Genomic DNA, 25,295 nt, shown 5'->3' on the forward strand with positions numbered 1-25,295 from the left:
AGTGCTCAGCGCGAGGAGGCTTGCCGGCCGCTCAGCAGGTGCGAGAGGTGTCTGGACTGCGGACCTCCAGTAGAAAGTTTCGAGTTAGGCACACTTACACTGTATGAAAGCAATTGGCAGTTTTTAGTTTGTATAAAGGTGTACGTAGCTTTTTCAGGTTGCGAAAATAGAGCTTATAATAATAAATGCTTTAATTTAAAAATTGGGAAAGGCGAATGTACTATATTGTTAAAAAGAAGCAGCGAATCGCGATGGTTTGAACATGCGAAATATGATAAAATATGAAAGATCTAATTTGAAGGAGGAGTAATGATGGCGGAAGTACCTTTTATTGCGATTGAAGGTCCGATTGGTATCGGCAAGACTTCACTTGCAAAAAAGATAGCCAGTCATTTTGAATTTCATTTGTTGAAAGAGATTGTGAGTGAGAATCCTTTTCTTGACAAATTTTATGAAGATATAAATGAGTGGAGTTTTCAAACGGAAATGTTTTTCCTGTGCAATCGATATAAGCAGCTAGAAGATATCGAAAATGATTTTCTGAAGAACGCACGTCCAGTCGTCGCGGACTATCATATTGTAAAAAATATGATTTTTGCGAGACGGACATTAAATGAAAGCCAGCTTGATAAGTATGGACAAATATATGAAATTTTAACGAAGGATATGCCCTTGCCTAATCTGATGATTTATATAACCGGAAGTCTTGACACGATTATGGAACGGATTAGCAAACGGGGAAGAGGTATAGAGAAGAATATCGAAGCAACGTACTTGCAGCAATTGACAGAGGATTATAAACAATTCATGGATGCATTTGAAAAAGGACATCCGGATATCCCGCTTATCCGAATTGACGGCGATAAAACAGATTTCATGCAGAATCAAGAACATCTGGAAACAATATTAGAAATGATTCACGAGCAGTTGAGGCTTAAAGGAGTAAACAAATGAATTGGAGAGAGAAATACGGTATACCGAACGACGCAGTAATCACAGTTGCCGGGACAGTCGGTGTCGGTAAGTCAACGATGACTACTTCCTTGGCACAGGCACTTCATTTTAAAACATCTTTTGAAAAAGTGGAGCAAAACCCTTATTTGGAAAGTTTTTATCAAGATTTTGAACGGTGGAGTTTCCATTTACAAGTCTATTTCCTGGCAGAGCGTTTCAAAGAACAAAAGAAAATATTTGAATATGGTGGAGGATTTGTGCAGGACCGCTCGATTTATGAAGATACAGGAATATTTGCGAAAATGCATTATGAGAAAGGTACCATGTCACCGACGGACTATGAAACATATACAAATTTATTTGAAGCGATGGTGATGACACCATATTTTCCACATCCAGATTTATTGATTTATTTGGAAGGGTCTTTAGATGAAGTGATTGGGCGGATTAACAAACGTGGTCGGGAAATGGAGCAGAAAACACCGGTTAGCTACTGGGAAGAAATGCATGAGCGTTACAGTAAGTGGATTGACAGCTTTAATGCTTGCCCTGTTTTACGGATTAATATTGCAGATTATGACTTGAACGAGGAAGCGTCACTTGAACCAATCTTAGAAAAAATTGGACGGAGGATTGGCCGACGGAAAGCGAATTACACAATCCCGCTTACTCGGGATCACCGGTAAGTCGCTAACTCGTCGATTCCTGCATAAAATAATGGGAGTAATCAAGCGAGGGGTGAAACCATGGGATTATATATCAATGGCGATTACGAAGATATATATCAGTCTGATGAAGCGGTTAATGATAACAATCAAGTAATCTATGTCCATGACCGTGCTTCTGAAAGGCTGAAAGAACAGGAGGATTTTAACGTATCCACTCGGGAGCATCTTGCTGGAATGAAAGCATCAGCTGACAGGGAATATATAAGGAACCGGCAGAAATGGGAAGAATTTGAGGCAGACTACGGAAATATATTAGCCAAATTGACAGCTATCTCAAAGGAAAATGAACAGCTTTCCAATCAAGTCACTGCTTATTTGAGGAGCCAGGAAGAAATCACGAAACGTTTCGCCATTGACCAAACGAAGATGGAGGACCTTAAGAAACGGATGGAAGAGCAGGAGGCTTTAACGGCAAAAGTTGTACGCCAACTCGATCATTTCCGCAGTATATTATATGAACGCACAAATTATTTGGCAGAAAAGGTAGGGGAAGCAACAACGACTATTCTCCAATTTTTAAAAAGTGAATCAAGCTCGTCTAAAACAAAAGATAAAGAAAAGATTACACAATGAACAGCGATGTGAATTGGAAAAGAAATAGGGACGGGGGATGTTCAACCCTCGGCCCTATTCAAAGTTTAATTTATAATCCTCTGCTTTAATCATTTTGAGCTTCCTTGAGAACACATAGATTAACCCCAAATTTAACAAAATTGGTAAGATGAAGAATGTCCCTAGCATAATTGTGATATTATGCAACGTCCAGCCACCTTCAGCCAGGTTAATATAATTAAGCGGCCCAACAAGTCCGGATAGACCGAATCCAGCACTATATGGTGTCCCTTGAATATTCAGCACTCCTGCAAGCCCACCGAGCAATGCCGCTGTAACTAACATCGGGAAAGCAATTTTCGGCTTCATTAAGAAATTCCGCATCTGAATCTTCGGCGAACCGAGCACATGGGCAAGAGCAGTACCAAGAGAATTCGCTTTATAACTAGCAATTGCAAGTCCAACTCCAGCCGCAACTATCCCAAGATTTGCTGCTCCAGAGCCAATCCCTGAAAGCATAATAACTGTTGCAACACCAACAGTAGAGATAGGCGATAGAATGATCAGACAGAAGATTACCGCAATCAATGCGCCCATCAGTACCGGCTGCATTGTCGTAACTGCTGCAACTAATTCCCCTAACAGTCCTGTTGAATGACGAATGACAGGAAGTAACGCATAGCCAATCATCCCTGGCACGATAATACTTAATGTCGGTATTAATAAAATAGAATAGCCTTTCAACCGGTCACCAATCCATAAGACAAATAAGACTGCAAGCGCCGCTGTAATACCAGTATTAATAACAATTCCAATTCCATTTAATGCAAATAATCCTTCTTCTGTTTTTGTGACTGCCCCGCTGCCAATCATTGCTGCAATGCCGACGGAAGCAGTTTGTATTGGTGTCAGTTTAAATGTAACCCCAACCATTACCCCGATTAAGATAGGTAGTAGACTCATAACCATCACCGTAATATCAAATAAATGTTCTAAAGACGGAAAATATGGGATTAATATTTTTAAAATTTCCCCTAATAAAGCGTTCGGAATTAACGCAACAACAATCCCAATGCTCATCCCATTTAATAATTTGCTGACAAAATCCTTCATCTCTCCTTGTCTCCCCTGTATAACGTAATTGGAGTAAATTATATGACGAGTTTCGTTAATAGTCAATCATTTTTCTTTAATATAGTAATGCTTTTATGTATTAAAGTAAAAATCAAATGGTTTGTTTCTAGAAAAAAACAGCTCTATCTGATTAGAAGAGCTGTCGTTTCATTATTCTGTTGCTTCTCTTACAATTGTGCCGGTTTTGAGGTCATGCGGGAAGAGTCTGCCTGCTTGGGCTTCAAAGCTATCTCTATTTTTGAAGTATGCGATAGTGCTAGTCGTGTCACGGTGCAGCATTCTTTTTAAAATTTGATCGCTAGTCAAACCTTTGCCATCCTCACTTTTTAATTCAATTCCCATTAGTCTGTAACCAATTGTTTGCCCGCCATTTTTTAATTGTACGTATTCTAATGTGTACTGGCTCAACATTGGCAATACAATGGTGTGGAAGGCTTCATTTTTAATTTTTTTCCGTAAGAAGTATTCCACGCCTAGTGAAACTACAGTGCTAATACCAGCATCAATTAGTGAGGCTTTTAATCGTTTCTTTGTCAAAGCTTCCATTGAAATTCCTCCTGTCGTTAATCATCTCCCTACTCTATACGAATTTTAATAGAATTGGTTTCAATAAAATGAATAACTACTGGATTCAGTTTTGTCATTTTTCATTAGATAGGAAAAGAGAAATTGTCGAAAAAACGCGTGTTATTCCAGAAATTTATTCTGAATGGCAGTTTTTTAATGATTAAGTCATGGATTAGCAAAAATACCTTTTGTTTATAGTTCTAAAGCTAGACTGTTTTTCTAATGTTTTTGTCCTCTGCAAAGAAAGATACGAGGAAAAGTATGCTTTCGGGAAATAGATCCTAGCATTTGAGTGCGTCTAAGGTCTATCTCTTTCGGAAAGATTCCTAGTAAACTATCTTTCCTCCTATTAGAAAAATAGTTTAATTATCCGATTCTTTTAACTATTCCATCTGATAGGATTGGACGTAACATCTGTTAAAGGGGGAGGGACATGCAAAAAATAATCCGAGCAGGAGTAATCGTTTTACTTTTACTTTCTTTTTTTAATGTGTCTATTCAAGCAGCAAGTGATTACAATCCATGGAAATTACATAAAGAATCATCCCAGAAAGTCGTGCAGAGCATGCAAGCATACTTTTATGATAAATCTATTAAATCAGAAAAGGAGTGGGAGAGGATCAGGGAAGAAAACTCGAAAGATTTGGAGGTGTTGTTAGATAAAGAAAGGGTGCAGGTTAGATCGGAAGTAAGGGGATACGGGAAGGGCTTAGAGGCGCAATTAAATCATTTATTAGAGAAGCAATCGGCAAAAAAAGTGTATGCTGCTTATGAAATAGAAAAAGGTGTGCAGATACAAGTGGAAATAGAAAAAGAGATTGCAGCATATCTAAACGATTTATTAGCACAAAAATAAATAAAAAAGGGGAGTTATTAGTTGAAATCATTTCTTAAAACATTCAAAGGGAAAGTTATTTCGATTGGATTAGCTATTGTTGTCGTCTGGAGCGCAGGAGCGGTGTTTGCGTCGACAAATGCTGGAGAACAGCTTCGTGCTTGGTACGATGACTTGTTCAATCAGACGGTTGCTGAGATTGAAACTGATACGGAAGCATATATGGAAAGTCGCTTACCGGAGCTGCAAGCTGAATATGACCAGCTGAAAGAACAGGTTGGCATCGATATTGACCTAAGCAGGGAACTTGCAACTGGAGAAACCTTAGAAGAAATTATTCAAGCGAAACTTGAGCATATCGGTGAGATTGATATAGAGCAACAGGAAATTCTAGCTGGAATTGGCTTAGAGTTTTACAACGTGTTTCTTGATGGGTATTTAGAAATCGGAAATAATGCGAATGCTGCTCTAAACTTTGCAACGGATGATCTTACTGCATATACAGCAGATAGAGGAAATGTAGCAATTGAACAATTAACAGCGGATATCGGACAAGCGAGGGATGAAGCAGTTGAAGAGCTGGAAGAAGCAATTCGTCAAGCACAGGAAATGCTTGCAGCAGAAGTAGCTGAGAATCAGGAGATTACGACTAGGAATTTAATGAACCAAGTGGATTGGACCATTCGTGATCTTCGCGAAGATGTTACACAAGTCGTAACAAGGCTTGCGGACGAACAAAAGGAGTTAATTACGGTAACCGCCCAGCAACTTGGTGAAGAAGCAAAAACAGCGCTTGACGATGTCGTATCGAGCATCAATGAATAAGAAATGGATTATTTCACTTACAATATTTATTATTTTTCTGTTTGGTGGAGGGATTACTGCTACGGTTGCTGATTCTTCCCTTTCAGGAATAATAACGAGCTGGTTCGATGTTAAGACGGAGCGCTCGATTGTAGAACTCGATAATGCAATTAAAGAAGAGCAAGCAATACAGACAGAGCGTCTGAAAGAGGTTCTTGCTGAACAGATTGCAGAAGTTGACCAAGAGTGGGATGAATTTGTTGAAGTGGAGAAGCAAAGGCAGCTTACCATTCTGCGGGAACATACGGATACACAAATTGCTGAACTTAATGAAATCCGAGAAATAGATCCCGAAAGAAAAAAGGTAATGGAAAATGAACTAGAACGCATCTTCCAGGAAGCAGCGACGGAAATGGAAGAAATCAAGCTTGAAATTGTAAGAGAGGAAGTGGAGTGAATAGTCATTTCATTCCTCTTCTTTTTTGTCATTTCCTTAATTTTTACCATCTCCAGTTCGTTTCAATTGTATTGCATGAAGTTATTAATTAAAATACTTATAAAGCGAAACTAACTTATTATATCTGATTATATATGGAGAAGTTAAGGAGTGGACAAGGATGAAAGTGGCATTACTGCAAGGGTCGATTGTCGGATCCAAGACGAGGACAGCCCTCCAGTATGTAGAAACGGTGTTTAAAGATAAATATCCGGATATCGAGGTAACGATGCTAGATTTAGCTAATTATAATATCCCATTCAGTGACGGGAGAAATTATTTGGAATATACAGGTGATGCAGGCTTTGTAACGAAAACATTGATGGAGTCTGATGCAATCGTAGTTGGAACACCGATTTTCCAGGCCTCGATGCCGGCTACTCTGAAGAATATTTTTGATTTGCTTCCAGAGCAAGCATTCCAAGATAAGGTTGTAAGTATTGTCGTTACAGCGGGTTCCTCTAAGCACTATCTGATCCCAGAGACACAAATCAAACCAATCATTTCATACATGAAAGGCCAACTTACGCAGTCGTATGTGTTTATTGAAGAAAAAGACTTCTACCGGAAAGAAATCATGAATGATGATATTCATTTCCGAATCGAACGTTTAATCGAAGATACCGTATCTTTAACACATGCCTTAAGAGATATTCGAACAGCAAAAGAAGCGGAATATGGTTTCTAATTGAAAGCGGCTAAAGAGGTGCAATTATTCTTTAGCCGTTTTTTAAATTATCCTATATCATTTGCTTTCTTTCGACTATTTATATTAAAATTTAAATATTGCTGAAAAATAAATATGTGAAAAACATCACTTTTGAAGTGGAATATATAGGGAAAAGAGGAATCGCTAGTGGAAATTGGAATTGATAAGATTGGTTTTTATGCACCGCATTATTATGTAGATATGGTGAAGCTCGCAGAAGCAAGAGGAATTGACCCGGATAAGTTTACAATTGGGATTGGCCAAGATGAAATGGCGCTTGCTCCAGTTACACAAGATGCAGTGACACTCGCTGCCAATGCCGCGTTACAAGTATTAGATGAAGTGGACAAGGAAAAAATCGACCTTGTACTTTTCGGTACGGAGTCAGGAATTGATCATTCTAAATCTGCAGCAGTTTATATTCATCACTTATTAGGCTTGAATCCTTATGCTCGTTCGATTGAACTGAAGCAAGCTTGCTATAGTGCCACTGCAGGAATTCAAATGGCTAAAGGTCATATTGCTTTAAATCCGAAAAGTAAAGTGTTGGTGATTGGTTCAGATATTGCAAGGTATGGTTTGGCAACTCCTGGTGAATCAACCCAAGGAGCAGGAGCAGTAGCTATGGTTATAAGCAAAGATCCAAAATTACTTGCGATAGAAAATGAAAGTACATATTTTACGAATGACATTATGGACTTCTGGCGCCCGCTTTACTCCGATACAGCTTGCGTCGACGGTAAATTTTCAAATGAACAGTATATTCATTTTTTCAACACCGTATGGGAAAAATATAAAGAACAAACCGGCCGCAGCTTAGAAGACTTCGCTGCACTCTGCTACCATGTTCCATATACGAAGATGGGCTGGAAAGCTTTACGCACTATTCTGGAAGAAGGAACGGAAGCTTGCGGAGAACGCTTGAGAGCACATTATGAGACAAGTATTCAATATAACCGGAAAGTCGGTAATATTTACACTGGTTCCTTGTACTTGAGCTTACTTTCTCTTCTTGAGAAAAATGACAGTTTAAAGGGTGGCGACAGAATTGGGTTATATAGTTATGGTTCAGGTGCAGTTGGTGAATTCTTCACAGGGATTCTGCAGCATGGTTATCAACAACATCTATACGTGAATCAGCATGAGGAGCTCTTTAAAGCGCGTCAGGAAGTAAGTGTAGAGGAATATGAGGAAATATTTGCTGACACCTTACCAGCAGACGGTTCAACCACCAGCCTCGATGCTGCAAACGACCCTGCTGCAGTCTACTTATCTGGAGTGGAAGATCATAAACGAATCTATGTAAACCGTAATAATTAAATAAAAAACTGGGACAACATGTCCCAGTTTTTTATTTAACAAAATGGTAGGTTACTTCATCAAGTTGTTCATTATATTCCACATGGAAGTTATACCCTCTAAAGAACCATTCGTCACTTTTTTCTATAAAATACGTAATCCCGTCCACTGATTCGGTAACTAATGGATCATTTGGTTGATCAATATTAATTGCAACGGAGAAATTATCATGTACTTCAGTTTTTCCATAAACTTTACCGAAAAAACGGACCCCGTCACCTTTTTCTAACCCCATTTCTTCGATGTACCACTGATGCGCTTTATCTGATACTTGTATTTTCATGATGTATGTACAGAGATATCTCTGTATCCTCCTCTCAAAGGTATGACTTCTCTTCATTTTATCATATTCCTAATTCTTAAGAAAAGATAACGAATCTTCACCAGAAAGCTCGTTAAGATGGTAGGATAATACATAGAAAAAAACAGATAGGAAGGTTGTTTCGAATGAGTATCTGGCTATACATAAATATATTACTATTTATCACGGTTCTGTTTTCATTAGCTGATCAATACGCGCATCTTCCCATTCATATCATGTTTGGACTTGCAGGTTTATTTTTGATTTTATTCAATTGGACAAGGCATGCATTTTTTTCGACCATCCGGAATACACCTGATCGCAAGAAGAAAATTAAACTTGCAACAATCTCGAAGCGAATTTATCCATTCCATCGCTGGGTAGGCACGACGGCCCTTCTTCTCATTATCCTTCATGCGGCCATCATTATTCACCGGTTTGGTTTCTTATGGATGAATATGAAAATGTGGAGCGGAGTGGGAGCGATCATCACTCTCATCTGCATGGTTCTCTCCGGATGGTTTCGATTGTATTTCCCAAGTGTAAAGAAACGCCGGATGCATATAATCTTTGGCTTTTTATTATTTTTCTTTGTAGCGCTCCACACTGTTCTTTTTTAAAAAGCAGCAGAATTTCACGTGGTTGAATGCGTTTACATATACGTCTTATTGTTGTAAAATATAGAAAACTCATAAATTAAATTATAGCCCAGCTTTCTGCTGGAAAAAACCAGTTAATAAACCACTGATCACTTTCATACAGCGTCAGTGTGCCTAACTCGGAAACTTTGTACTGGAGATCCGCAGTCCATACACCTCTTGCACCTGCTGAGCGGCCGGCAAGCCTCCTCGCTCTGAGCACTAAGGGGTCTCGCCAGGTCTATCCTTCCGCAGGAGTCTCGAGGTGTCTGGACTGCTGCCAGGAAAACCTAATTTAGAACGCTATTTATTATTCCAAAGATATAATTTTATCGTGACACGGTACTATTCCAACCAGTTCAGTTGCCCGGGGGACGGTAACTCCTGCGGGAACAGCACGGGCCTGGAGACCCCTTAGTGCTCAGCCCAAGGAGGCTCTAGCCGTGCCTAAGGATGCGCATCCGTCCACCGGGCAACTGAACGGTGATTAAAGAGCATTTCAAGAGAATGAGCAAATTACTTACGCTGTATGAAAGTGACAACGGCTAACGGGTTATTTGAAACGTAATAACTCTTTCGTATGGGGTCTATAACATCAAGATTTAATGATACATCTAGCTGTTTGAGACGGCCAAAGTTAAAGTTATGTAACAATCGATTTATCATTGGTGAGGAGGGGTTTAGTTGGGAAAAACGAAACATACTGGTCCGGTGAAGTTATCGAAGCGACCGGATCCGAGTCTGTGGGTAAGTAAGATGCCTTTTGGACTTGGAAAAGTAAAACCGCACCATATTCGCGATACAATGAGAGTGGTTTGGGAAAACAAAGATAATCTGCCTTACGCTACACGGATTCTTACACAAGGTGTCTGTGATGGCTGTGCTCTCGGTGTTTCCGGCTTGCAGGACCAGACATTAAAAGGGCCGCATGTATGCACTACCCGTCTCAATGTACTTCGTTTAAACACGATGCCCGCAATAAAAAAGGAAATATTGCACTCCGATATAGAGGAATTAAAGAAGCTTTCAAGCACCGAACTGAGGAAGTTGGGTCGGATTCCGTACCCGCTCATTCGGGAACCAGGAGACAATCGTTTCAGAAGATTAACCTGGGATGAGGCGCTTGAACGGATTGCGCAAAAAATGCGGTCGCTTGATCCGAAGCGATATGGTTTCTATACGACTTCACGGGGAATTACAAATGAAGTGTATTATACGCTAGCGAAAGTTTCCCGTTTTCTCGGTACAAATAATATTGATAATGCATCTCGGATCTGCCACTCGCCTTCCAAAACAGCCCTTACGAGATCAGTTGGTGTCGGAGCATCTACATGTAATTACAAGGATTGGATTGGCACAGATGTCCTCTTATTCTGGGGATCGGTTGCAGCAAATAACCAGCCGGTCTCAACGAAATATATGTATGCTGCAAAGCGAAAAGGGACAAAAATCATTATTATCAATCCTTACTATGAACCTGCAATGGATGAATATTGGGTGCCGTCGATTCCAGAATCTGCTTTATTCGGAACGAAAATTGCGGATGACGTGTATCAAGTGAATATTGGTGGTGATATTGCGTTTATGCATGGGATTATGAAACACTGGTTTGAAATGGAAGAAAAGAACCCTGGATCCGCGCTTGATCATGCATTTATTGCAGAACATGTTAACGGGTTGGAAGTGCTTAAAGAAAAGGTAATCGCCTATGATTGGGAGACGTTGGAAACATCTTCTGGTATTACGAGGGAAAGAATGCTGGAATTAGCACAACTGCTTGCCAAATCCAAATCCGCTGTTTTCGTTTGGTCGATGGGACTGACTCAGCACCGCTTTGGAACGGATAATGTATCTCAAGTTGCAAATCTTGCTTTATTGCGTGGCTTTTTAGGACGGGAATATTGTGGATTAATGCCAATTCGCGGCCATTCTGGTGTACAGGGATCCGGCGAAATGGGAGCAGATCCATTTGTTTTGCCCGGTGGTGGAATGGATAGGGACAACCGAGAACGCGTAGAGGAAATTTGGGGCTTTTCGATTCCGAAGTGGCAAGGAGATATTGTTGGAGTTTCCTTGGAAAATGCTTTACTTCCGGAGAACCATGAACGTCATCTTTCCCTCTATTATTTATCAGGCGGCAATTTCCTTGAAACGATGCCGAATCCGGAGTTTGTGGAACGCTGTTTAGCAAATATCGATCTCCGGGTGCATCAGGACATCATCTTCAACACATCTACTTTGGTCGATGCGAAAGAAGCGGTGATTGTCCTTCCTGCCATGACGAGATATGAGCAAGAAGGGGGAGGAACTTCGACGTCGACGGAGCGGATGGTTTATTTTTCACCAGAGATAAAGGGACCGCGGATTGAAGAAGCAAGATGTGAGTGGGAGGTTTATGTGGATTTAGCGAAACGTGTTAAGCCCGAAGAAAGTGATTTAATCAACTTTATTTCCGCTGCGGAAATACGAAAAGAAATCGCTGAGGCAGCACCGAACTATGATGGCATTCAGCATCTTAAAAATCGAGGTGATTTATTCCAGTGGGGAGGGGCCTGGCTCTGTGAAGACGGGATATGCCCGACTCCGGACGGAAGGGGAAATTTAATTGCGGTTGAGATTCCGGAACACCGGAAACCGGAAGGACATTTTCATGTTACGACGAGAAGAGGAAAGCAATTTAATTCGATGATTTATGACGATATGGATCCGTTTAATGCTGCAGACCGAGATGATGTTTTAATGAATGAAATGGATGCGGAAGAAGTTGGGATTGCGGAAGGTGATCCAGTTGTTGTTTATAATCAATATGGGATGTATAAAGGGGAAGCAAAGTTCGTAAATATTAAAGCAGGAAACATCGAACTTCACTGGCCAGAAGGTAATGTTGTCATCCCGCAAGGCGTATATGAAGAATTCGCCGGTATACCTGAATATACGACCCTGGTCATTGTTGAGAAAGCAGACAGTTTTTATGCGCATAAAGATATGAAATATAGAGAGAAGCGTATCGAGGAATTGGAATTAGAACCAAGTTAAGGAGGGGGATCCTGATGAGCATAGCAGGTGAGGTCGGCTGGAAGACGATTAAGATAAAGGGAACCCATCAGGAAAGTGTTTCGGAAGTGATAGCTACAGAATTTCCCTTAACTTTAATGCTCGATGGTTATGAATTTGCAACAATTGTTTGCTCCCCGGGAGAGCTGGAAGATCTCGTTGTCGGATTTCTTGCTTCGGAAGGAGTTATCCGCACCGTAGCAGAAATAAAAGATATCCAAGTTGATCTGTATACTGGCTTTGCTCACATTGCACTCCACAAGCCGGTACAACCAGATCAATTTGATCATTCCAGCCGTCTGATTGGATCTTGTTGCGGGAAAAGCCGTCAGTTTTATTTTAAAAATGATGCTCGGGTAGCGAAGACAATAACGAGCAGGCTGGAAGTGACGGTTCACCAATGTATGCAGTTGATGAAGAAATTGATGGATAGTTCTCCTGAATTTAAACGTACAGGAGGAGTTCATAATGCTTCTCTTGCAACATCGACTGAAGTTTTACTCACTAGGAGTGATATCGGGAGACATAATGCACTCGATAAGATATTTGGTGCGATGCTCCGTGATAAAATTTCTGCAAAGGAAAAACTTGTCGTCTTCAGCGGAAGAATCTCATCAGAAGTGTTATTGAAAACTTCTAAGATGGGAATTGGAATCATCCTATCTAAATCTGCTGTTACGGATCTTGCGGTGAAGCTTGCTGATGAACTAGGAATAACCGTCATTGGATTTGTGAGGGATGACCGGATGAATATTTATACTCGTCCTGACCGTGTGCACGGAATACACCCCCATTTGCAGACTGATTTATGATGTGCTACTATTTTTGTGATAACTGTAAAGGCGAGGAGGGTGCTGGTTGATTAAAGTATTACTATTTGCTGAGTTACAGGAAACGGCAGGGAAAACGAGCCTGAATATTCCGTTAGAAAATGTCAATGTCGAACAGTTGAAAGAAAGACTTCAAACAGATTATCCACAGTTGAATTTAAGTGGCGTTATGACAGCAATTAACGAAGAGTATGCAAAAGAAGAAGACGCGATTATGTCAGGTGATACCGTTGCATTTATTCCTCCGGTCAGCGGTGGTTAAGTAGTATGATGCCAGAAAACGTTGTTGGAGTGATTCTCGCGGGTGGGAGGTCACGTAGATTTGGCACCCCCAAATCGTTTGCAGAGAAAGATAATAAATCATTTTTCCGGTGGTCGCTTGATGCAATCGCACCAGTTGTTGATGACATCATTCTGATTACAAATCAAGATCTGAAAGGTAAGTTTCCAACTGATTTGAAAGTGGAAATTGTTACCGATATGGAAACGTTTGCCGGAAAAGGCCCTCTTGCTGGAATATATACGGCAATGCTCGAGAAAAAAGCTTGTTGGTATGTGATTATACCAACTGATGTCCCCTTCATGAAAGCAGAAGTTTTCAAACGGCTACTTGCAGAAAGAAAGAAAGTGCAAGCAGTGATTCCAGTAGTGAATGAAAGACTGCAACCATTGATTGGACTTTATCATCACACACTTAAACAAGAAATCAAAACCTTGTTGGAAACGGATCGGTTGCATATGCGCGCACTGCTAGATAAAGCAAATGTAAAATTTGTACCGTTTACGGAGGAAAAACCTTTTATTAACATTAACCGGCTAGAGGACTTTGACAGCCATATTCGGTATAGGGATTGAGGGATTAGGATGCATGAAGAACATAAAGCATTTGCACCAAAATTAATAAATTGTGCGGTATTAACAGTAAGTGATACACGAAATAAACAAAATGATAAAAGCGGTAAACTTATTATTGATTTACTGACGGAAGCGAGTTATGAAGTTACTTGTTATGAAATCGTCCCGGATGATGCCGAAATTATCAAAGCATCGATGAAACTACTAGTGAAAAATCAAAATGTGGATGCGATTATTTTAAACGGTGGTACGGGAATTGCTGCAAGGGATGTGACGATAGAAGCGGTGCAACCTCTATTTACAAAGGAGCTGCCAGGGTTCGGGGAATTATTCCGCATGATCAGTTATGAAGAGGATATCGGAAGTGCCAGTATGCTCTCCCGTGCGACTTGCGGCTCTATCAATCATCGGCTCGTTTTCATCGTTCCTGGCTCAACGGGAGCAGTCCGCTTAGCAATGGAGAAATTAATTTTGCCAGAAATTGCCCATGGGGTTCGCGAACTTAAAAAGGACTTAGACAGAGATTACAAACGGGGATATTAATACTCCCGCTTGTAATCTCCGCTTTTTCCACCACTTTTTTGGAGTAGATAGGTTTCTCCGATGACGATTCCTTTATCGATTGCCTTACACATATCATAGACGGTTAAGGCGGCTGTCGTAACGGCAGTTAATGCTTCCATTTCCACGCCGGTGCTGCCGATTGTTTTTACTTCCGCGATAATAATTAATTCATAGTCCCCTGTCTCCAGTCCATCCCATTCAAATTGAATGGATACACCGCTAATGGCAATTGGGTGACACATTGGAATCAAGTTGGATGTTTGCTTCGTCCCCATAATACCAGCAACTTCCGCAACTCCAAGTACATCCCCTTTTTTATTCTTCTGTTCGACGATATTTTTATAGATGTCTTGAGACATCTTCACACTAGACCGTGCTGTAGCTGTCCGGTTAGTAGCTTTTTTTTCCGTTATATCGACCATTCTTGCTCGTCCTGCTTCATCAAAATGTGTAAACTCTGTCATAATCATCCCTCCACAATGAAGTTTCACTTTACCACGCATTAACGGTCTGTAATACCCCTTCCCCCCAACATGAGGGAAACTCAAAGTGTGAAGGAGGGGGATGAACAGCCCGTAAATCCCTGATTCTGTTCAACTAACATTCAGTGGAGAGAAAAGCCCCCCACTGAATGAAGTTTCACTTTATTACGAGTTTAATGAATTAGATTGATATTGACAATGAATAACGCAATTATTATACAAATAGTAAGAATGGCGTGATGTTTATCACATCTTTTTTGTCGTTTTTCTATAGGATTTAGGACAAAGTAAATATTTAAATCCTCAAGGCGAGGCACGACGCGGAAAAGTCGATCTTTTAGTCTGTGTTGATTTTCGGATGACAAGTTCTGGATTATTCTCAGTTATCGTCCGTCCAGCAGCAACGTGGTATGAGAAACATGACTTGAGCAGTCCCTCGATAGAAGTTCATATAGCTCTATATAACATGTGTTTTTATATTTTCTTCACTGATTATTTAAATATCAAACGAATAGATGTTCGTTTTTCTTTAATTATTTAATCCATTTGTGGTAAAATAGGTAGTAGATATTTAGGGAGGCTGAACTCGTGGAAAATAAGTTTGAACTCGTATCGAATTACGAACCGGCTGGTGATCAGCCACAGGCAATCGACGAACTTGTGCAAAAGGTTTTGGCAGGTCAAAGACACCAGACATTACTTGGTGCAACAGGGACAGGGAAAACATTTACCGTCTCGAACGTGGTAAAGGAAATTAACCGCCCGACACTCGTTATTGCTCATAATAAAACCTTAGCAGGTCAACTATATAGTGAGTTTAAAGAGTTTTTCCCAAATAACGCGGTAGAATATTTTGTCAGCTATTATGACTACTACCAGCCAGAAGCGTATGTACCATCAACAGACACTTTCATTGAAAAAGATGCAAGTGTGAACGATGAAATAGATAAATTACGGCACTCTGCAACCTCGGCTTTATTTGAGCGCGAGGATGTACTTATTGTCGCAAGTGTATCCTGTATCTATGGTCTCGGTAGCCCGGAAGAATACGGGAGCCAAGTCCTTTCCTTACGAATGGGGATGGAGAAGGACCGTGACCAATTATTACGGGATTTAGTAGATATACAATATGCAAGAAATGATATTGAATTCCAGCGTGGTACGTTCCGCGTTCGTGGTGATTCAGTAGAAATCATTCCAGCCTCTCGTGAGGAACACTGTATCCGAATTGAATTTTTTGGTGATGAGATTGACCGGATTCGTGAAGTAGACGCCCTAACTGGGGAAATTATCGGTGACAGGGAACACGTGGCAATTTTCCCGGCATCCCACTTCGTTACCAGGGAAGATATTATGAAAAAAGCAATTCAAAACATTGAAAAAGAGCTGGAAGAACGCTTGAAAGTGTTACGTTCGGAAAATAAACTACTGGAAGCACAGCGGATTGAACAGCGGACGAATTATGATCTCGAGATGATGCGAGAGATGGGCTTTTGCTCAGGGATCGAGAACTATTCCCGCCATCTTACACTAAGAGAGGCTGGAGCGACTCCGTATACATTGGTTGATTATTTCCCGGAAGACTTTTTAGTCGTTATCGATGAGTCCCATGTTACATTACCGCAAATTCGGGGGATGTATAATGGAGACCAGGCGAGAAAACAAGTGTTAGTCGACCATGGTTTCCGGCTGCCATCCGCACTCGATAATCGGCCGCTCCGTTTTGAAGAATTCGAAGAGAAGACGAATCAACTCATTTATGTATCGGCAACACCTGGTCCATATGAACTGGAGCATACACCGGAAATGACGGAACAAATCATCCGACCGACAGGATTACTTGATCCAAAAATTGAAGTACGCCCAATTGAAGGTCAAATTGATGACTTGATTGAGGAAATCAATGAACGGACCGAGCGTAATGAACGAGTCCTGGTCACGACCTTAACGAAGAAAATGTCAGAGGATTTGACCGACTATCTGAAAGAACTTGGCATCAAAGTAGCTTACTTGCATTCAGAGATTAAAACCCTAGAGCGAATTGAAATTATTCGCGATTTACGGGTTGGAAAATATGATGTTTTGATTGGAATCAACCTGCTCCGGGAAGGATTAGATATACCGGAAGTTTCACTTGTCGTTATTTTAGATGCAGATAAAGAAGGCTTCCTGCGTTCCGAGCGTTCCCTTATTCAAACAATTGGCCGTGCCGCCCGTAATGAAAAAGGGGAAGTTATTATGTATGCTGACAAGGTAACCGACTCGATGCAGAAGGCACTAGACGAGACCAATCGTAGACGACAAATACAAATTGCCTATAATGAAGAACATGGAATTACACCAAAAACAATCAAGAAAGATATACGCGATGTCATTAAAGCAACAATAGAAGCAGAAGATGAAGGAGTAAAAGAGAAAAAGATTACAAGTTTTGCCCAAGTTACGAAGAAAAACCGCCCGCAAGTTATCGAGCAACTCGAAAAGGATATGCGGGAGGCAGCAAAAGCGCTTGACTTTGAAAAAGCAGCGGAACTTCGTGATATTGTTTTCGAACTTAAAGCGGAAGGATGAGCATGTACATGCCAGAGAAAAAACAAATCGTCGTCCAAGGAGCAAGAGAGCATAACTTAAAAGGGATAGATGTGACGATACCAAAGAATAAATTGGTCGTTGTCACCGGTCTATCCGGCTCAGGGAAATCCTCTCTTGCCTTTGATACGATCTATGCAGAAGGACAAAGACGTTATGTTGAGTCATTGTCCGCCTATGCCAGAATGTTTCTTGGTCAAACGAATAAACCAGATGTAGACGTGATTGAAGGCTTATCACCGGCAATTTCGATTGACCAGAAAACGACGAGTAACAATCCGAGATCAACCGTTGCGACTGTAACGGAAATTTATGATTATTTACGATTGCTGTATGCGCGAGTAGGACATCCAATTTGTCCGAATCACGGTATAGAAATCACATCACAAACGGTGCAACAGATGGTGGACCGCGTGATGGAATATCCAGAACGGACTCGAATGCAGATTCTTGCTCCTGTTGTTTCCGGGAGAAAGGGTGAGCATGTCAAGGTCTTGGAAAAGCTCCGCCAAGAAGGTTATGTTCGCCTGCGAATTGACGGGGAGATGCGGGAAATTCATGAAGATATTAGTCTTGAGAAGAATAAGAAACATTCGATTGAAGTAGTCATCGACCGCGTTGTTGTTAAACCGGATATTGAAGGCCGTCTTGCAGACTCGATTGAAACGGGGCTTAGATTAGGTGAGGGTCGGATTATCGTGGATGTGATTGGTGAAGAAGAACTTATATTCAGCGAACACCATTCATGCCCGATATGCGGGTTTTCCATCGGAGAAATCGAACCAAGATTGTTTTCCTTTAACAGTCCGTTCGGGGCTTGTCCAACTTGTGATGGCCTTGGGACAAAGCTTGAAGTTGACTTAGATCTTGTAATTCCCGACTGGAACTTGACACTTGAGGAGCATGCGATTTTACCATGGAAGCCCATTAGTTCTCAATATTATCCGCAACTATTAAAGAGTGTCTGTGACCATTACGGCATACCGATGGATATTCCGGTTAAAGATATACCGAAAAAACAGATGGACATCATTTTATATGGAAGCGGAAAAGAGAAAATCCGTTTCTATTTCAAAAATGATTTCGGAAAAGTCCGTGACGTGGAAATTATCTTCGAGGGTGTGATGACGAACATCAATCGCCGTTATCATGAAACATCGTCCGACTTTATAAGAGAGACACTCGAGAAATATATGGCGGTGAACAATTGTAAGACTTGTAAAGGTCACCGGTTGAAGAGAGAAGCTCTCTCTGTTCTGATTGATGGTAAGCATATTAGTAAGATTACCGAGTATTCTGTAGTGGATGCAATTGATTTTATTAAAGATCTGAAGCTATCTGAAAAAGAACAACAGATTGCTAAACTCGTTCTTAAAGAAATCGAAGACCGGCTCAGCTTTTTAAATAACGTTGGGCTCGATTATTTGACACTTGCTCGTTCGGCAGGAACACTATCTGGTGGGGAAGCGCAGCGAATCCGGCTTGCAACCCAGATTGGATCCGCATTAACAGGTGTTCTTTATGTATTGGATGAGCCTTCCATTGGGCTGCATCAACGGGATAATGATAAGTTAATTGAGTCATTGAAAAAAATGCGTGACCTCGATAATACATTAATCGTGGTGGAGCATGATGAAGATACGATGCTTGCAGCGGACTGGCTTATTGATATTGGGCCAGGGGCTGGTGAACATGGCGGTGAGATTATTGCGAGTGACACCCCGGAAAACGTGATGAAAGATGATGAGTCCTTAACTGGCAGATATTTGGCTGGCAAAGAATTCATTCCATTACCGGCAACAAGACGGGAACCAGATGATCGTTATATAGAAGTAATCGGTGCTGAAGAAAATAACTTGAAAAAGGTAAATGCAAAAATCCCGATTGGATTATTTAATGTAGTGACAGGGGTTTCGGGTTCAGGGAAAAGTACGCTCGTAAACGAAATTATCTATAAAGCTTTATCCACAAAGCTTTACCGTTCCCGTTTAAGAAAACCTGGTAAACATAAAGAAATAAAAGGAATCGAACACTTGGATAAAATCATCGAGATCGATCAGTCACCAATCGGCAGAACACCACGTTCCAACCCGGCAACTTATACCGGCGTGTTCGATGATATCCGTGATGTTTTCGCTCAGACGAATGAAGCGAAAATTCGCGGCTATAAAAAAGGCCGCTTCAGTTTTAATGTGAAAGGCGGACGTTGTGAAGCGTGTAAAGGTGACGGGATCATTAAAATCGAAATGCATTTTCTTCCTGACGTTTACGTTCCTTGTGAAGTTTGTCATGGACAGCGATATAACCGGGAAACGCTTGAAGTGAAATATAAAGGGAAAAGCATTGCGGATGTATTGAATATGCGTGTGGAAGAAGCACGCGAATTCTTCAGCGCAATCCCAAAGATTAAGCGTAAAATCGAGACAATTTATGATGTTGGTCTTGGTTACATTAAACTGGGACAACCGGCAACGACTTTATCCGGCGGGGAAGCGCAGCGGGTGAAGCTTGCAAGTGAACTTCATAAACGTTCAAACGGAAAATCTTTGTACATTCTGGATGAACCGACAACAGGCCTTCACACCGATGATATTAAACGGTTATTGACGGTACTTCACCGTCTTGTTGAAAATGGTGATACCGTACTGATCATCGAGCACAATCTCGATGTCATTAAGACTGCCGACCATATTATCGACTTAGGGCCTGAAGGTGGCTCAGGTGGCGGGAAGATTATTGCGACCGGAACACCGGAAGATATTGCTAAGAAATCGGATAAATCATATACAGGAAAATATTTGAAACCAATTCTTGAACGTGACCGGAAGCGGATGGATGAACGAATGAAGGAAAAAGAAACATTAAGCAATTAATCCGTTACAAACACCCCAGACACTTAGCTATCAGCAAATCTGGGGTGTTTTTATATCCAAAAACGTTTCACACTTTCATTCAGCGTAAGTATTTTGCACGTTCTTATGGTTCGCTCTCTAATCGCCGTTCAGTTGCCCGGTGGACGGATGCGCATCCTTAGGCACTGCTAGAGCTCCTCGGGCTCGCGCCCTGTGGGGTCTCCAGGCTCGTGCTGTTCCCGCAGGAGTCACCGTCCACCGGGCAACTGAACTGGTAAGATGGTTATTTTAAATAGAAATTATTCCAGTGCCATGTCACGATAAAATTATATTTTTGGAATAATAAACAGTGATCTAAATTTGTTCTTTCCTGGTAGCAGTTCAGACACCTCGAGACTCCTGCGGGAGGCCAGCTAAAAACGGTCACGTCCTGTGACCAACACCGGCATTAGAACTACCTGTTCGGAGGTAAGCCTGGCGAGACCCCTTAGTGCTTAGCGTGAGGAGGCTTGCCGACCGCTCAGCAGGTGCGAGAGGTGTCTGGACTGCGGGCCTCCAGTAGAAAGTTTCCGAGTTTGGCACACTTACGCTGTATGAAAGCAATGTTAAATGTCATTTATCAGGCCGTAATTTTTGACGGCAACCTTTAGTTTATGTACATTTAAACTAGAGTAATGTAGGAGGAAAATGGAATGGAACCTATTAATGTATCAAAAATTCAAGCATATTTGGATGATCGGATCAATAAGTCAGTTTATATCCACCTTGAAACAACAAACGGTGCTTACGCGAGTCATATAAATGAAAAAGCGTATACGGTTGGAGCTTTCATTCGGAATGCTGAAGTGAAATTTACAAATGCTAAAATCATTGAAAATAATCATGTATACCGAGTCGGCTTGAAGCTGGAAATCGGTTGGATTTACGCGGAAGGCTTAACGGATTGGACGGTAACGGAAGAAAATCAATTATTACTTGCTGGTCATGATCGAGAAGGTAGATTGATGGTGGCACTGCAAATTAGTGAACAGCCATTTTCCAATTAAGCAGAAACGAATATTTAAAATGGAAAGAATAGAAAATAGGTGATAGATATGGAAAAACATGTTGTGGTTATATATCCGCACCCAGATGATGAATCATTTGGTGCAGCAGGTACAATAATCCAATACCGAAAACAAGGTGTTCCTGTGACATATTTATGTGGAACATTAGGTGAAATGGGCAGGAATATGGGGAATCCCCCAATTGCGAACAGAGAATCATTATCGGAAATAAGAAAAGAAGAATTGCTGGAAGCAGCCCGGGTTCTGGATATGGAAGTCGAGATGCTAGGGTTTAGGGATAAAACCCTTGAATTTGAAGACCGGACGAAGGTTGCGACTAATCTCAAGGAATATCTGGATAGAATAAAGCCATCTCTAGTTATTACTCATTATCCGGATCATGCCGTTCATCCTGATCACCATGCGCTTGGGGCAGCGGCGATTGAAGCGGTTCGTATGATGGATAAGAGCGAGCGTCCAGTCGTTTGGGCGCAGGCAATCAGCAGGAACTATACGGAGGTCCTCGGAAAACCTGATGTTATAAATGATGTCCGTGCAGAAATTGATACGAAGCTCGATGCGATTTATGCCCATAAGACTCAAGCTGCAGGGGTTCTATCGCAATTTATGCAACCTGGTTTTAGTCAAGAAGAATTTAAAAAAAAGGTAGCGAATAATTTCTCGACGGAGCAATTTTATATATGGAAATATAACGATTAAATGCACTTACTATGAAACATTTTTTCGTGCTTATTCGTATAACAGGTAAGTGTTGTTATACTTAGGAGGGATTTTATGAAAAAACTTTATCGTTCATCTGATAATCGGTACGTAGCTGGAGTGTTTGGTGGCTTATCCGATTACTTGAATGTTGATGCTACTGTTTTACGCGTGATTTTTATTATCTTACTTATTATGAGTTTTAGTACCGTTGCATTGGTTTACCTAGTTGCAGCGTTAATCATTCCTAAAGATGTGGAGATCTATTAATGATGCGATTTTTACTGTCCCTAGCACTAAATACAGTCGCGTTGTTAATTGTGAATGAAATCTTCACCTCCTTTCATATTGCAGGGATCGGAACAGCGATATTGGCAAGTATCATTCTAGCTATATTAAATGTGATTTTGAAGCCGATTTTGATTATCTTGACTTTACCAATTACAATCTTAACATTCGGGTTGTTCCTGCTTGTCATTAATGCCATTACGTTAATGGCAACTCAAGCATTGATGGGAACATCCTTTGTCATTGACGGCTTCGGCACAGCTTTTATCGCATCCATCATTATTTCGCTTATCACCCTCGTGCTCGGCGGATTAATGAAAAATTAACTACCAATCGAAATCGTAGGCCACCCGCCTACGATTTTTTGAGGCTTTATGCTACAATAAAGTGAAACTTCTATATACATAATGTTGGAAAATACAGTGACTTCGATTCATTCAATGGAGGGATGATAATGGTGAGGGTACGTACAAAAGATCTGCTCGATAACTTTACTTTAACATTAGTAGCCGGAGCCCAAGGAATCAACCGAGAAATCATTACGAGTGATATTTCTCGGCCAGGAATAGAAATGACGGGATTTTTTGATTTTTATCCAAAAGAAAGACTGCAACTAATCGGGCGTACTGAAATGGCCTATTTTCTAGAATTATCCGAAGAAGAAAAGCACGACCGAGCTGTTAGACTTTGCGAAGACATTACCCCGGGGATTGTTGTTTCACGAGGGATGGATATTCCAGAAATATTAATTCAAGTTGCAGATGAAGCGGGAGTACCGATTCTCCGCTCCCCCCGGAAAACAACTCGGGTACTAAGTCGATTAACCAACTACTTAGAAGGAAAATTCGCGCCAACGACTTCCATGCATGGTGTACTTGTTGATATTTATGGTGTAGGCGTGCTGATTACCGGACAAAGTGGTGTCGGAAAGAGTGAAACAGCACTGGAGCTGGTTAAACGTGGTCATCGTCTCGTTGCGGATGACAGTGTTGAAATTTATCAAGAAGATTACGACAGCCTTATTGGCAGCTCACCGGAAATTCTTGAGCATATGCTGGAAATTCGTGGATTAGGGATTATTGATGTGATGACATTATTCGGTGCTGGAGCAGTAAGGACGAAAAAACGTATCTCAGTTGCCATTCATCTGGAAAACTGGGATGAAACGAAGCAGTATGATCGCCTTGGTTTGGATGAAGATACATTGCAAATTATGGATGTCAAGCTGCCGAAAGCAACGATTCCAGTACGCCCAGGAAGAAACCTTGCTGTAATTATTGAAGTGGCCGCAATGAACTTCCGGCTGAAGCTTATGGGAATTAACACAGCCGAACTATTTTCCGAGCGGCTAACCGATATTATTCAAAGTGAAAGAAATATGATGGAGTAGAGGGGTGTTCTTTTGATTTATACGGTAGAGCCATTAGACCGGGTAATGCTGGAACTGGGACCTTTTACGATTTATTGGTACGGCGTCATTATTGCCTTTGGTGCATTATTAGGTATTTATTTAGCGATGAAAGAAGCGGAAAGGCTCGGATGGAATAAAGATACAATCATTGATTTCGTCGTCTATGCTATCCCTATCGCAATTATAACTGCACGCATTTTTTACGTTACTTTTGAATGGGAGCGTTATGCTGGCGGACCATTTTGGAAAGTGTTTGCAATATGGGAAGGCGGAATTGCGATTCATGGAGCGGTTCTCGGTGGAGTTCTAACAGCAATCGTTTATTCGAGAATGAAAAAGCTATCTTTTTGGAAGCTTGCCGATATTATGGCACCAAGCTTGATTCTTGGACAAGCCATCGGCCGCTGGGGAAATTTCATGAATCAGGAAGCTCATGGAGAAGCAGTTTCAGAAGCGGCTTATAATAATTTTCTTCAATACTTGCCAGACTTTATTATGAACCAAATGACAATTGAAGGTGTAATGTATCACCCAACGTTTCTTTATGAGTCCATCTGGAATATACTTGTGTTTGTATTCTTGCTGCTTCTGCGGAAATACAACCCAACGCGTGGCGTTATATTTTTAAACTACCTCATTTTCTATTCTGTTGGGCGCTTCTTTATTGAAGGAATGCGGACAGATAGTCTATATATTATAGAAGGTTTACGAACTGCACAAGTTGTCTCGGCGATGTTAATTGTGCTGGGGATTATCTTGATCATTTATCGACGTAAAACGGAATCGGCAAGATATTTAGATTTACCTGAGCCAAAGAAAGGCCGAAAGAACAAGAAGAAAAAACGTTAAGTTTGAAAAGGAAATATGTGAAACAAAGAAAGGGACGGAAATATGAACACTCGTACAATACTCTTTGATTTGGATGGAACATTAATTGATACAAATCAGTTAATTGTTGAATCTTTTAAACATACTTTTGACCATTTTAAACTAGATTTTACTGATGAGGAAATTATTGAATTTAATGGCCCGCCGTTAGTAGAAACGTTTAAAAAAATTGACCCAGTCCGAGCAGATGAAATGGTAGCAACATACAGAGCCCATAACCACCTGTATCATGACCAATTTGTAACAGCCTTTCCAAATGTGCTGGAAGCACTCCAAGGACTGAAGGAAAACAATATTAAAATGGGAATCGTAACAACAAAACTTACGCGCGGCGTTGAGATGGGACTGAAAAGAACAGGATTGACTGATTTTTTTGATTCCGTCGTTACGTTGGATGATGTAACCCATGCGAAGCCACATCCAGAACCTGTTCTGAAAGCGATGGAAGATTTAGGCGGGGAGAGTAGGTCCACAATCATGGTCGGGGACAATTCCCATGATATTGAGTCAGGCCATAATGCGGGCGTAAGAACTGCTGCGGTCAGTTGGTCACAAAAGGGAAGAGACCGCCTGCTTGCCTATAAACCGACCTATATGCTTGATAAAATGACAGACCTTCTTCAAATAGTAGGAGTATAG

Annotated in this window: 27 protein-coding genes; 23 read left to right on the forward strand and 4 right to left on the reverse strand. The window is 41.0% G+C overall.

Translation table 11 applies throughout. From position 1 onward, the window contains the following. Positions 1 to 312: 312 nt before the first annotated feature. From LZD48_RS03055 to LZD48_RS03065, 3 genes are read left to right on the forward strand one after another with little or no spacing between them, the layout of a single operon-like run. Positions 313 to 954 carry a deoxynucleoside kinase gene (locus tag LZD48_RS03055; protein ID WP_235761265.1) on the forward strand — a complete coding sequence of 214 codons (642 nt, stop codon included), beginning with the start codon at positions 313 to 315 and terminating at the stop codon, positions 952 to 954. Beyond that, positions 951 to 1,640, forward strand: a complete 690-nt coding sequence (locus LZD48_RS03060; protein WP_235761266.1) for a deoxynucleoside kinase — start codon at positions 951 to 953, stop codon at positions 1,638 to 1,640. The genes LZD48_RS03055 and LZD48_RS03060 overlap by 4 nt, the downstream gene beginning before the upstream one ends. A 60-nt stretch (positions 1,641 to 1,700) precedes the next feature. Further along, complete coding sequence (locus tag LZD48_RS03065; RefSeq protein WP_235761267.1) at positions 1,701 to 2,255, forward strand: hypothetical protein; 555 nt, start codon at positions 1,701 to 1,703, stop codon at positions 2,253 to 2,255. A 54-nt stretch (positions 2,256 to 2,309) separates the two neighbouring features. Here the strand turns inward: LZD48_RS03065 and LZD48_RS03070 are convergent, their stop codons facing one another. Both LZD48_RS03070 and LZD48_RS03075 read right to left on the reverse strand, forming a co-directional pair. Continuing rightward, complete coding sequence (locus tag LZD48_RS03070; RefSeq protein ID WP_235761268.1) at positions 2,310 to 3,347, reverse strand: PTS sugar transporter subunit IIC; 1,038 nt, start codon at positions 3,345 to 3,347, stop codon at positions 2,310 to 2,312. 171 nt (positions 3,348 to 3,518) lie between these two features. After that, positions 3,519 to 3,914 (reverse strand): RDD family protein, encoded by a 396-nt coding sequence (locus tag LZD48_RS03075; RefSeq protein WP_235761269.1) that lies wholly within the window; start codon positions 3,912 to 3,914, stop codon positions 3,519 to 3,521. Between the two features lie 454 nt (positions 3,915 to 4,368). On the opposite strand from LZD48_RS03075, the gene LZD48_RS03080 reads away from it, so the two are divergent. From LZD48_RS03080 to LZD48_RS03100, 5 genes are all read left to right on the forward strand, one after another. Continuing rightward, on the forward strand, positions 4,369 to 4,791 hold the full coding sequence (locus LZD48_RS03080; RefSeq protein ID WP_235761270.1) for a hypothetical protein: 423 nt from the start codon (positions 4,369 to 4,371) through the stop codon (positions 4,789 to 4,791). 21 nt (positions 4,792 to 4,812) lie between these two features. Then, positions 4,813 to 5,595, forward strand: a complete 783-nt coding sequence (locus tag LZD48_RS03085) for a hypothetical protein (RefSeq protein ID WP_235761271.1) — start codon at positions 4,813 to 4,815, stop codon at positions 5,593 to 5,595. After that, complete coding sequence (locus LZD48_RS03090) at positions 5,588 to 6,031, forward strand: hypothetical protein (protein ID WP_235761272.1); 444 nt, start codon at positions 5,588 to 5,590, stop codon at positions 6,029 to 6,031. Before LZD48_RS03085 ends, LZD48_RS03090 begins: the two co-directional genes overlap by 8 nt. Before the next feature lie 160 nt (positions 6,032 to 6,191). Continuing rightward, positions 6,192 to 6,758: an NADPH-dependent FMN reductase gene (locus LZD48_RS03095; RefSeq protein WP_235761273.1), complete on the forward strand. Its 567-nt coding sequence runs from the start codon at positions 6,192 to 6,194 to the stop codon at positions 6,756 to 6,758. Between the two features lie 168 nt (positions 6,759 to 6,926). After that, entirely contained in the window at positions 6,927 to 8,099 is a 1,173-nt protein-coding gene (locus LZD48_RS03100) for a hydroxymethylglutaryl-CoA synthase (RefSeq protein ID WP_235761274.1), read from the forward strand. Positions 8,100 to 8,130: 31 nt separating this feature from the next. Here the strand turns inward: LZD48_RS03100 and LZD48_RS03105 are convergent, their stop codons facing one another. Further along, on the reverse strand, positions 8,131 to 8,478 hold the full coding sequence (locus LZD48_RS03105; RefSeq protein ID WP_235761275.1) for a HesB/YadR/YfhF family protein: 348 nt from the start codon (positions 8,476 to 8,478) through the stop codon (positions 8,131 to 8,133). Between the two features lie 107 nt (positions 8,479 to 8,585). Here LZD48_RS03105 and LZD48_RS03110 point away from each other — a divergent pair, with 107 nt between their 5' ends. The 6 genes from LZD48_RS03110 (at position 8,586) to LZD48_RS03135 (ending at position 14,359) form a co-directional block, all read left to right on the forward strand. Beyond that, positions 8,586 to 9,059: a hypothetical protein gene (locus LZD48_RS03110; protein ID WP_235761276.1), complete on the forward strand. Its 474-nt coding sequence runs from the start codon at positions 8,586 to 8,588 to the stop codon at positions 9,057 to 9,059. A 702-nt stretch (positions 9,060 to 9,761) separates the two neighbouring features. Further along, positions 9,762 to 12,113, forward strand: coding sequence for an FdhF/YdeP family oxidoreductase (locus LZD48_RS03115; protein ID WP_235761277.1), 2,352 nt, complete (start codon positions 9,762 to 9,764; stop codon positions 12,111 to 12,113). Between the two features lie 14 nt (positions 12,114 to 12,127). Beyond that, on the forward strand, positions 12,128 to 12,943 hold the full coding sequence (gene fdhD, locus LZD48_RS03120) for a formate dehydrogenase accessory sulfurtransferase FdhD (RefSeq protein ID WP_235761278.1): 816 nt from the start codon (positions 12,128 to 12,130) through the stop codon (positions 12,941 to 12,943). 46 nt (positions 12,944 to 12,989) lie between these two features. Beyond that, positions 12,990 to 13,223 carry a molybdopterin converting factor subunit 1 gene (moaD, locus tag LZD48_RS03125; protein ID WP_235761279.1) on the forward strand — a complete coding sequence of 78 codons (234 nt, stop codon included), beginning with the start codon at positions 12,990 to 12,992 and terminating at the stop codon, positions 13,221 to 13,223. 5 nt (positions 13,224 to 13,228) lie between these two features. Then, a complete protein-coding gene (gene mobA / locus LZD48_RS03130) occupies positions 13,229 to 13,816 on the forward strand; it encodes a molybdenum cofactor guanylyltransferase (protein ID WP_235761280.1) in 588 nt (195 codons plus the stop codon). 9 nt (positions 13,817 to 13,825) lie between these two features. Further along, positions 13,826 to 14,359, forward strand: a complete 534-nt coding sequence (locus tag LZD48_RS03135; protein ID WP_235761281.1) for a MogA/MoaB family molybdenum cofactor biosynthesis protein — start codon at positions 13,826 to 13,828, stop codon at positions 14,357 to 14,359. On the opposite strand, the gene moaC is transcribed toward LZD48_RS03135, so the two are convergent. Then, positions 14,356 to 14,844, reverse strand: coding sequence for a cyclic pyranopterin monophosphate synthase MoaC (gene moaC / locus LZD48_RS03140; protein WP_235761282.1), 489 nt, complete (start codon positions 14,842 to 14,844; stop codon positions 14,356 to 14,358). The genes LZD48_RS03135 and moaC overlap by 4 nt on opposite strands. A 606-nt stretch (positions 14,845 to 15,450) precedes the next feature. On the opposite strand from moaC, the gene uvrB reads away from it, so the two are divergent. From uvrB to ppaX, 9 genes are all read left to right on the forward strand, one after another. Beyond that, complete coding sequence (uvrB, locus tag LZD48_RS03150) at positions 15,451 to 17,433, forward strand: excinuclease ABC subunit UvrB (RefSeq protein WP_235761283.1); 1,983 nt, start codon at positions 15,451 to 15,453, stop codon at positions 17,431 to 17,433. 8 nt (positions 17,434 to 17,441) lie between these two features. Next, positions 17,442 to 20,324 (forward strand): excinuclease ABC subunit UvrA, encoded by a 2,883-nt coding sequence (uvrA, locus tag LZD48_RS03155; protein ID WP_235761284.1) that lies wholly within the window; start codon positions 17,442 to 17,444, stop codon positions 20,322 to 20,324. A gap of 671 nt (positions 20,325 to 20,995) precedes the next feature. Then, positions 20,996 to 21,349, forward strand: coding sequence for a YojF family protein (locus LZD48_RS03160; protein ID WP_235761285.1), 354 nt, complete (start codon positions 20,996 to 20,998; stop codon positions 21,347 to 21,349). A gap of 48 nt (positions 21,350 to 21,397) precedes the next feature. Continuing rightward, positions 21,398 to 22,069: a bacillithiol biosynthesis deacetylase BshB2 gene (bshB2, locus tag LZD48_RS03165; protein ID WP_235761286.1), complete on the forward strand. Its 672-nt coding sequence runs from the start codon at positions 21,398 to 21,400 to the stop codon at positions 22,067 to 22,069. Positions 22,070 to 22,144: 75 nt separating this feature from the next. Further along, complete coding sequence (locus LZD48_RS03170; protein ID WP_235761287.1) at positions 22,145 to 22,339, forward strand: PspC domain-containing protein; 195 nt, start codon at positions 22,145 to 22,147, stop codon at positions 22,337 to 22,339. A 2-nt stretch (positions 22,340 to 22,341) separates the two neighbouring features. Continuing rightward, positions 22,342 to 22,683 carry a phage holin family protein gene (locus LZD48_RS03175; protein ID WP_235761433.1) on the forward strand — a complete coding sequence of 114 codons (342 nt, stop codon included), beginning with the start codon at positions 22,342 to 22,344 and terminating at the stop codon, positions 22,681 to 22,683. 128 nt (positions 22,684 to 22,811) lie between these two features. Further along, complete coding sequence (gene hprK / locus LZD48_RS03180; RefSeq protein ID WP_235761288.1) at positions 22,812 to 23,747, forward strand: HPr(Ser) kinase/phosphatase; 936 nt, start codon at positions 22,812 to 22,814, stop codon at positions 23,745 to 23,747. A 12-nt stretch (positions 23,748 to 23,759) separates the two neighbouring features. Then, positions 23,760 to 24,617, forward strand: coding sequence for a prolipoprotein diacylglyceryl transferase (lgt, locus tag LZD48_RS03185; RefSeq protein ID WP_235761289.1), 858 nt, complete (start codon positions 23,760 to 23,762; stop codon positions 24,615 to 24,617). 42 nt (positions 24,618 to 24,659) lie between these two features. Then, entirely contained in the window at positions 24,660 to 25,295 is a 636-nt protein-coding gene (gene ppaX / locus LZD48_RS03190; protein ID WP_235761290.1) for a pyrophosphatase PpaX, read from the forward strand.

Origin of the sequence: Oceanobacillus alkalisoli (assembly GCF_021556485.1) — a bacterium.
In the GTDB taxonomy this organism is placed as follows: Bacteria; Bacillota; Bacilli; order Bacillales; family Amphibacillaceae; genus Oceanobacillus; species Oceanobacillus alkalisoli.

Bases quoted from the DNA above. Each gene is read 5' to 3' on its own strand.
- LZD48_RS03095 (WP_235761273.1), top strand. From the start codon at position 6,192: ATGAAAGTGGCATTACTGCAAGGGTCGATTGTCGGATCCAAGACGAGG.
- uvrA (WP_235761284.1), top strand. From the start codon at position 17,442: ATGCCAGAGAAAAAACAAATCGTCGTCCAAGGAGCAAGAGAGCATAAC.
- LZD48_RS03135 (WP_235761281.1), top strand. From the start codon at position 13,826: ATGCATGAAGAACATAAAGCATTTGCACCAAAATTAATAAATTGTGCG.
- ppaX (WP_235761290.1), top strand. From the start codon at position 24,660: ATGAACACTCGTACAATACTCTTTGATTTGGATGGAACATTAATTGAT.
- LZD48_RS03060 (WP_235761266.1), top strand. From the start codon at position 951: ATGAATTGGAGAGAGAAATACGGTATACCGAACGACGCAGTAATCACA.
- LZD48_RS03175 (WP_235761433.1), top strand. From the start codon at position 22,342: ATGCGATTTTTACTGTCCCTAGCACTAAATACAGTCGCGTTGTTAATT.
- LZD48_RS03065 (WP_235761267.1), top strand. From the start codon at position 1,701: ATGGGATTATATATCAATGGCGATTACGAAGATATATATCAGTCTGAT.
- LZD48_RS03075 (WP_235761269.1), bottom strand. From the start codon at position 3,914: ATGGAAGCTTTGACAAAGAAACGATTAAAAGCCTCACTAATTGATGCT.
- fdhD (WP_235761278.1), top strand. From the start codon at position 12,128: ATGAGCATAGCAGGTGAGGTCGGCTGGAAGACGATTAAGATAAAGGGA.
- LZD48_RS03090 (WP_235761272.1), top strand. From the start codon at position 5,588: ATGAATAAGAAATGGATTATTTCACTTACAATATTTATTATTTTTCTG.
- LZD48_RS03105 (WP_235761275.1), bottom strand. From the start codon at position 8,478: ATGAAGAGAAGTCATACCTTTGAGAGGAGGATACAGAGATATCTCTGT.
- LZD48_RS03070 (WP_235761268.1), bottom strand. From the start codon at position 3,347: ATGAAGGATTTTGTCAGCAAATTATTAAATGGGATGAGCATTGGGATT.
- mobA (WP_235761280.1), top strand. From the start codon at position 13,229: ATGATGCCAGAAAACGTTGTTGGAGTGATTCTCGCGGGTGGGAGGTCA.
- moaC (WP_235761282.1), bottom strand. From the start codon at position 14,844: ATGACAGAGTTTACACATTTTGATGAAGCAGGACGAGCAAGAATGGTC.
- bshB2 (WP_235761286.1), top strand. From the start codon at position 21,398: ATGGAAAAACATGTTGTGGTTATATATCCGCACCCAGATGATGAATCA.
- LZD48_RS03080 (WP_235761270.1), top strand. From the start codon at position 4,369: ATGCAAAAAATAATCCGAGCAGGAGTAATCGTTTTACTTTTACTTTCT.
- LZD48_RS03110 (WP_235761276.1), top strand. From the start codon at position 8,586: ATGAGTATCTGGCTATACATAAATATATTACTATTTATCACGGTTCTG.
- hprK (WP_235761288.1), top strand. From the start codon at position 22,812: ATGGTGAGGGTACGTACAAAAGATCTGCTCGATAACTTTACTTTAACA.
- LZD48_RS03160 (WP_235761285.1), top strand. From the start codon at position 20,996: ATGGAACCTATTAATGTATCAAAAATTCAAGCATATTTGGATGATCGG.
- LZD48_RS03170 (WP_235761287.1), top strand. From the start codon at position 22,145: ATGAAAAAACTTTATCGTTCATCTGATAATCGGTACGTAGCTGGAGTG.
- LZD48_RS03055 (WP_235761265.1), top strand. From the start codon at position 313: ATGGCGGAAGTACCTTTTATTGCGATTGAAGGTCCGATTGGTATCGGC.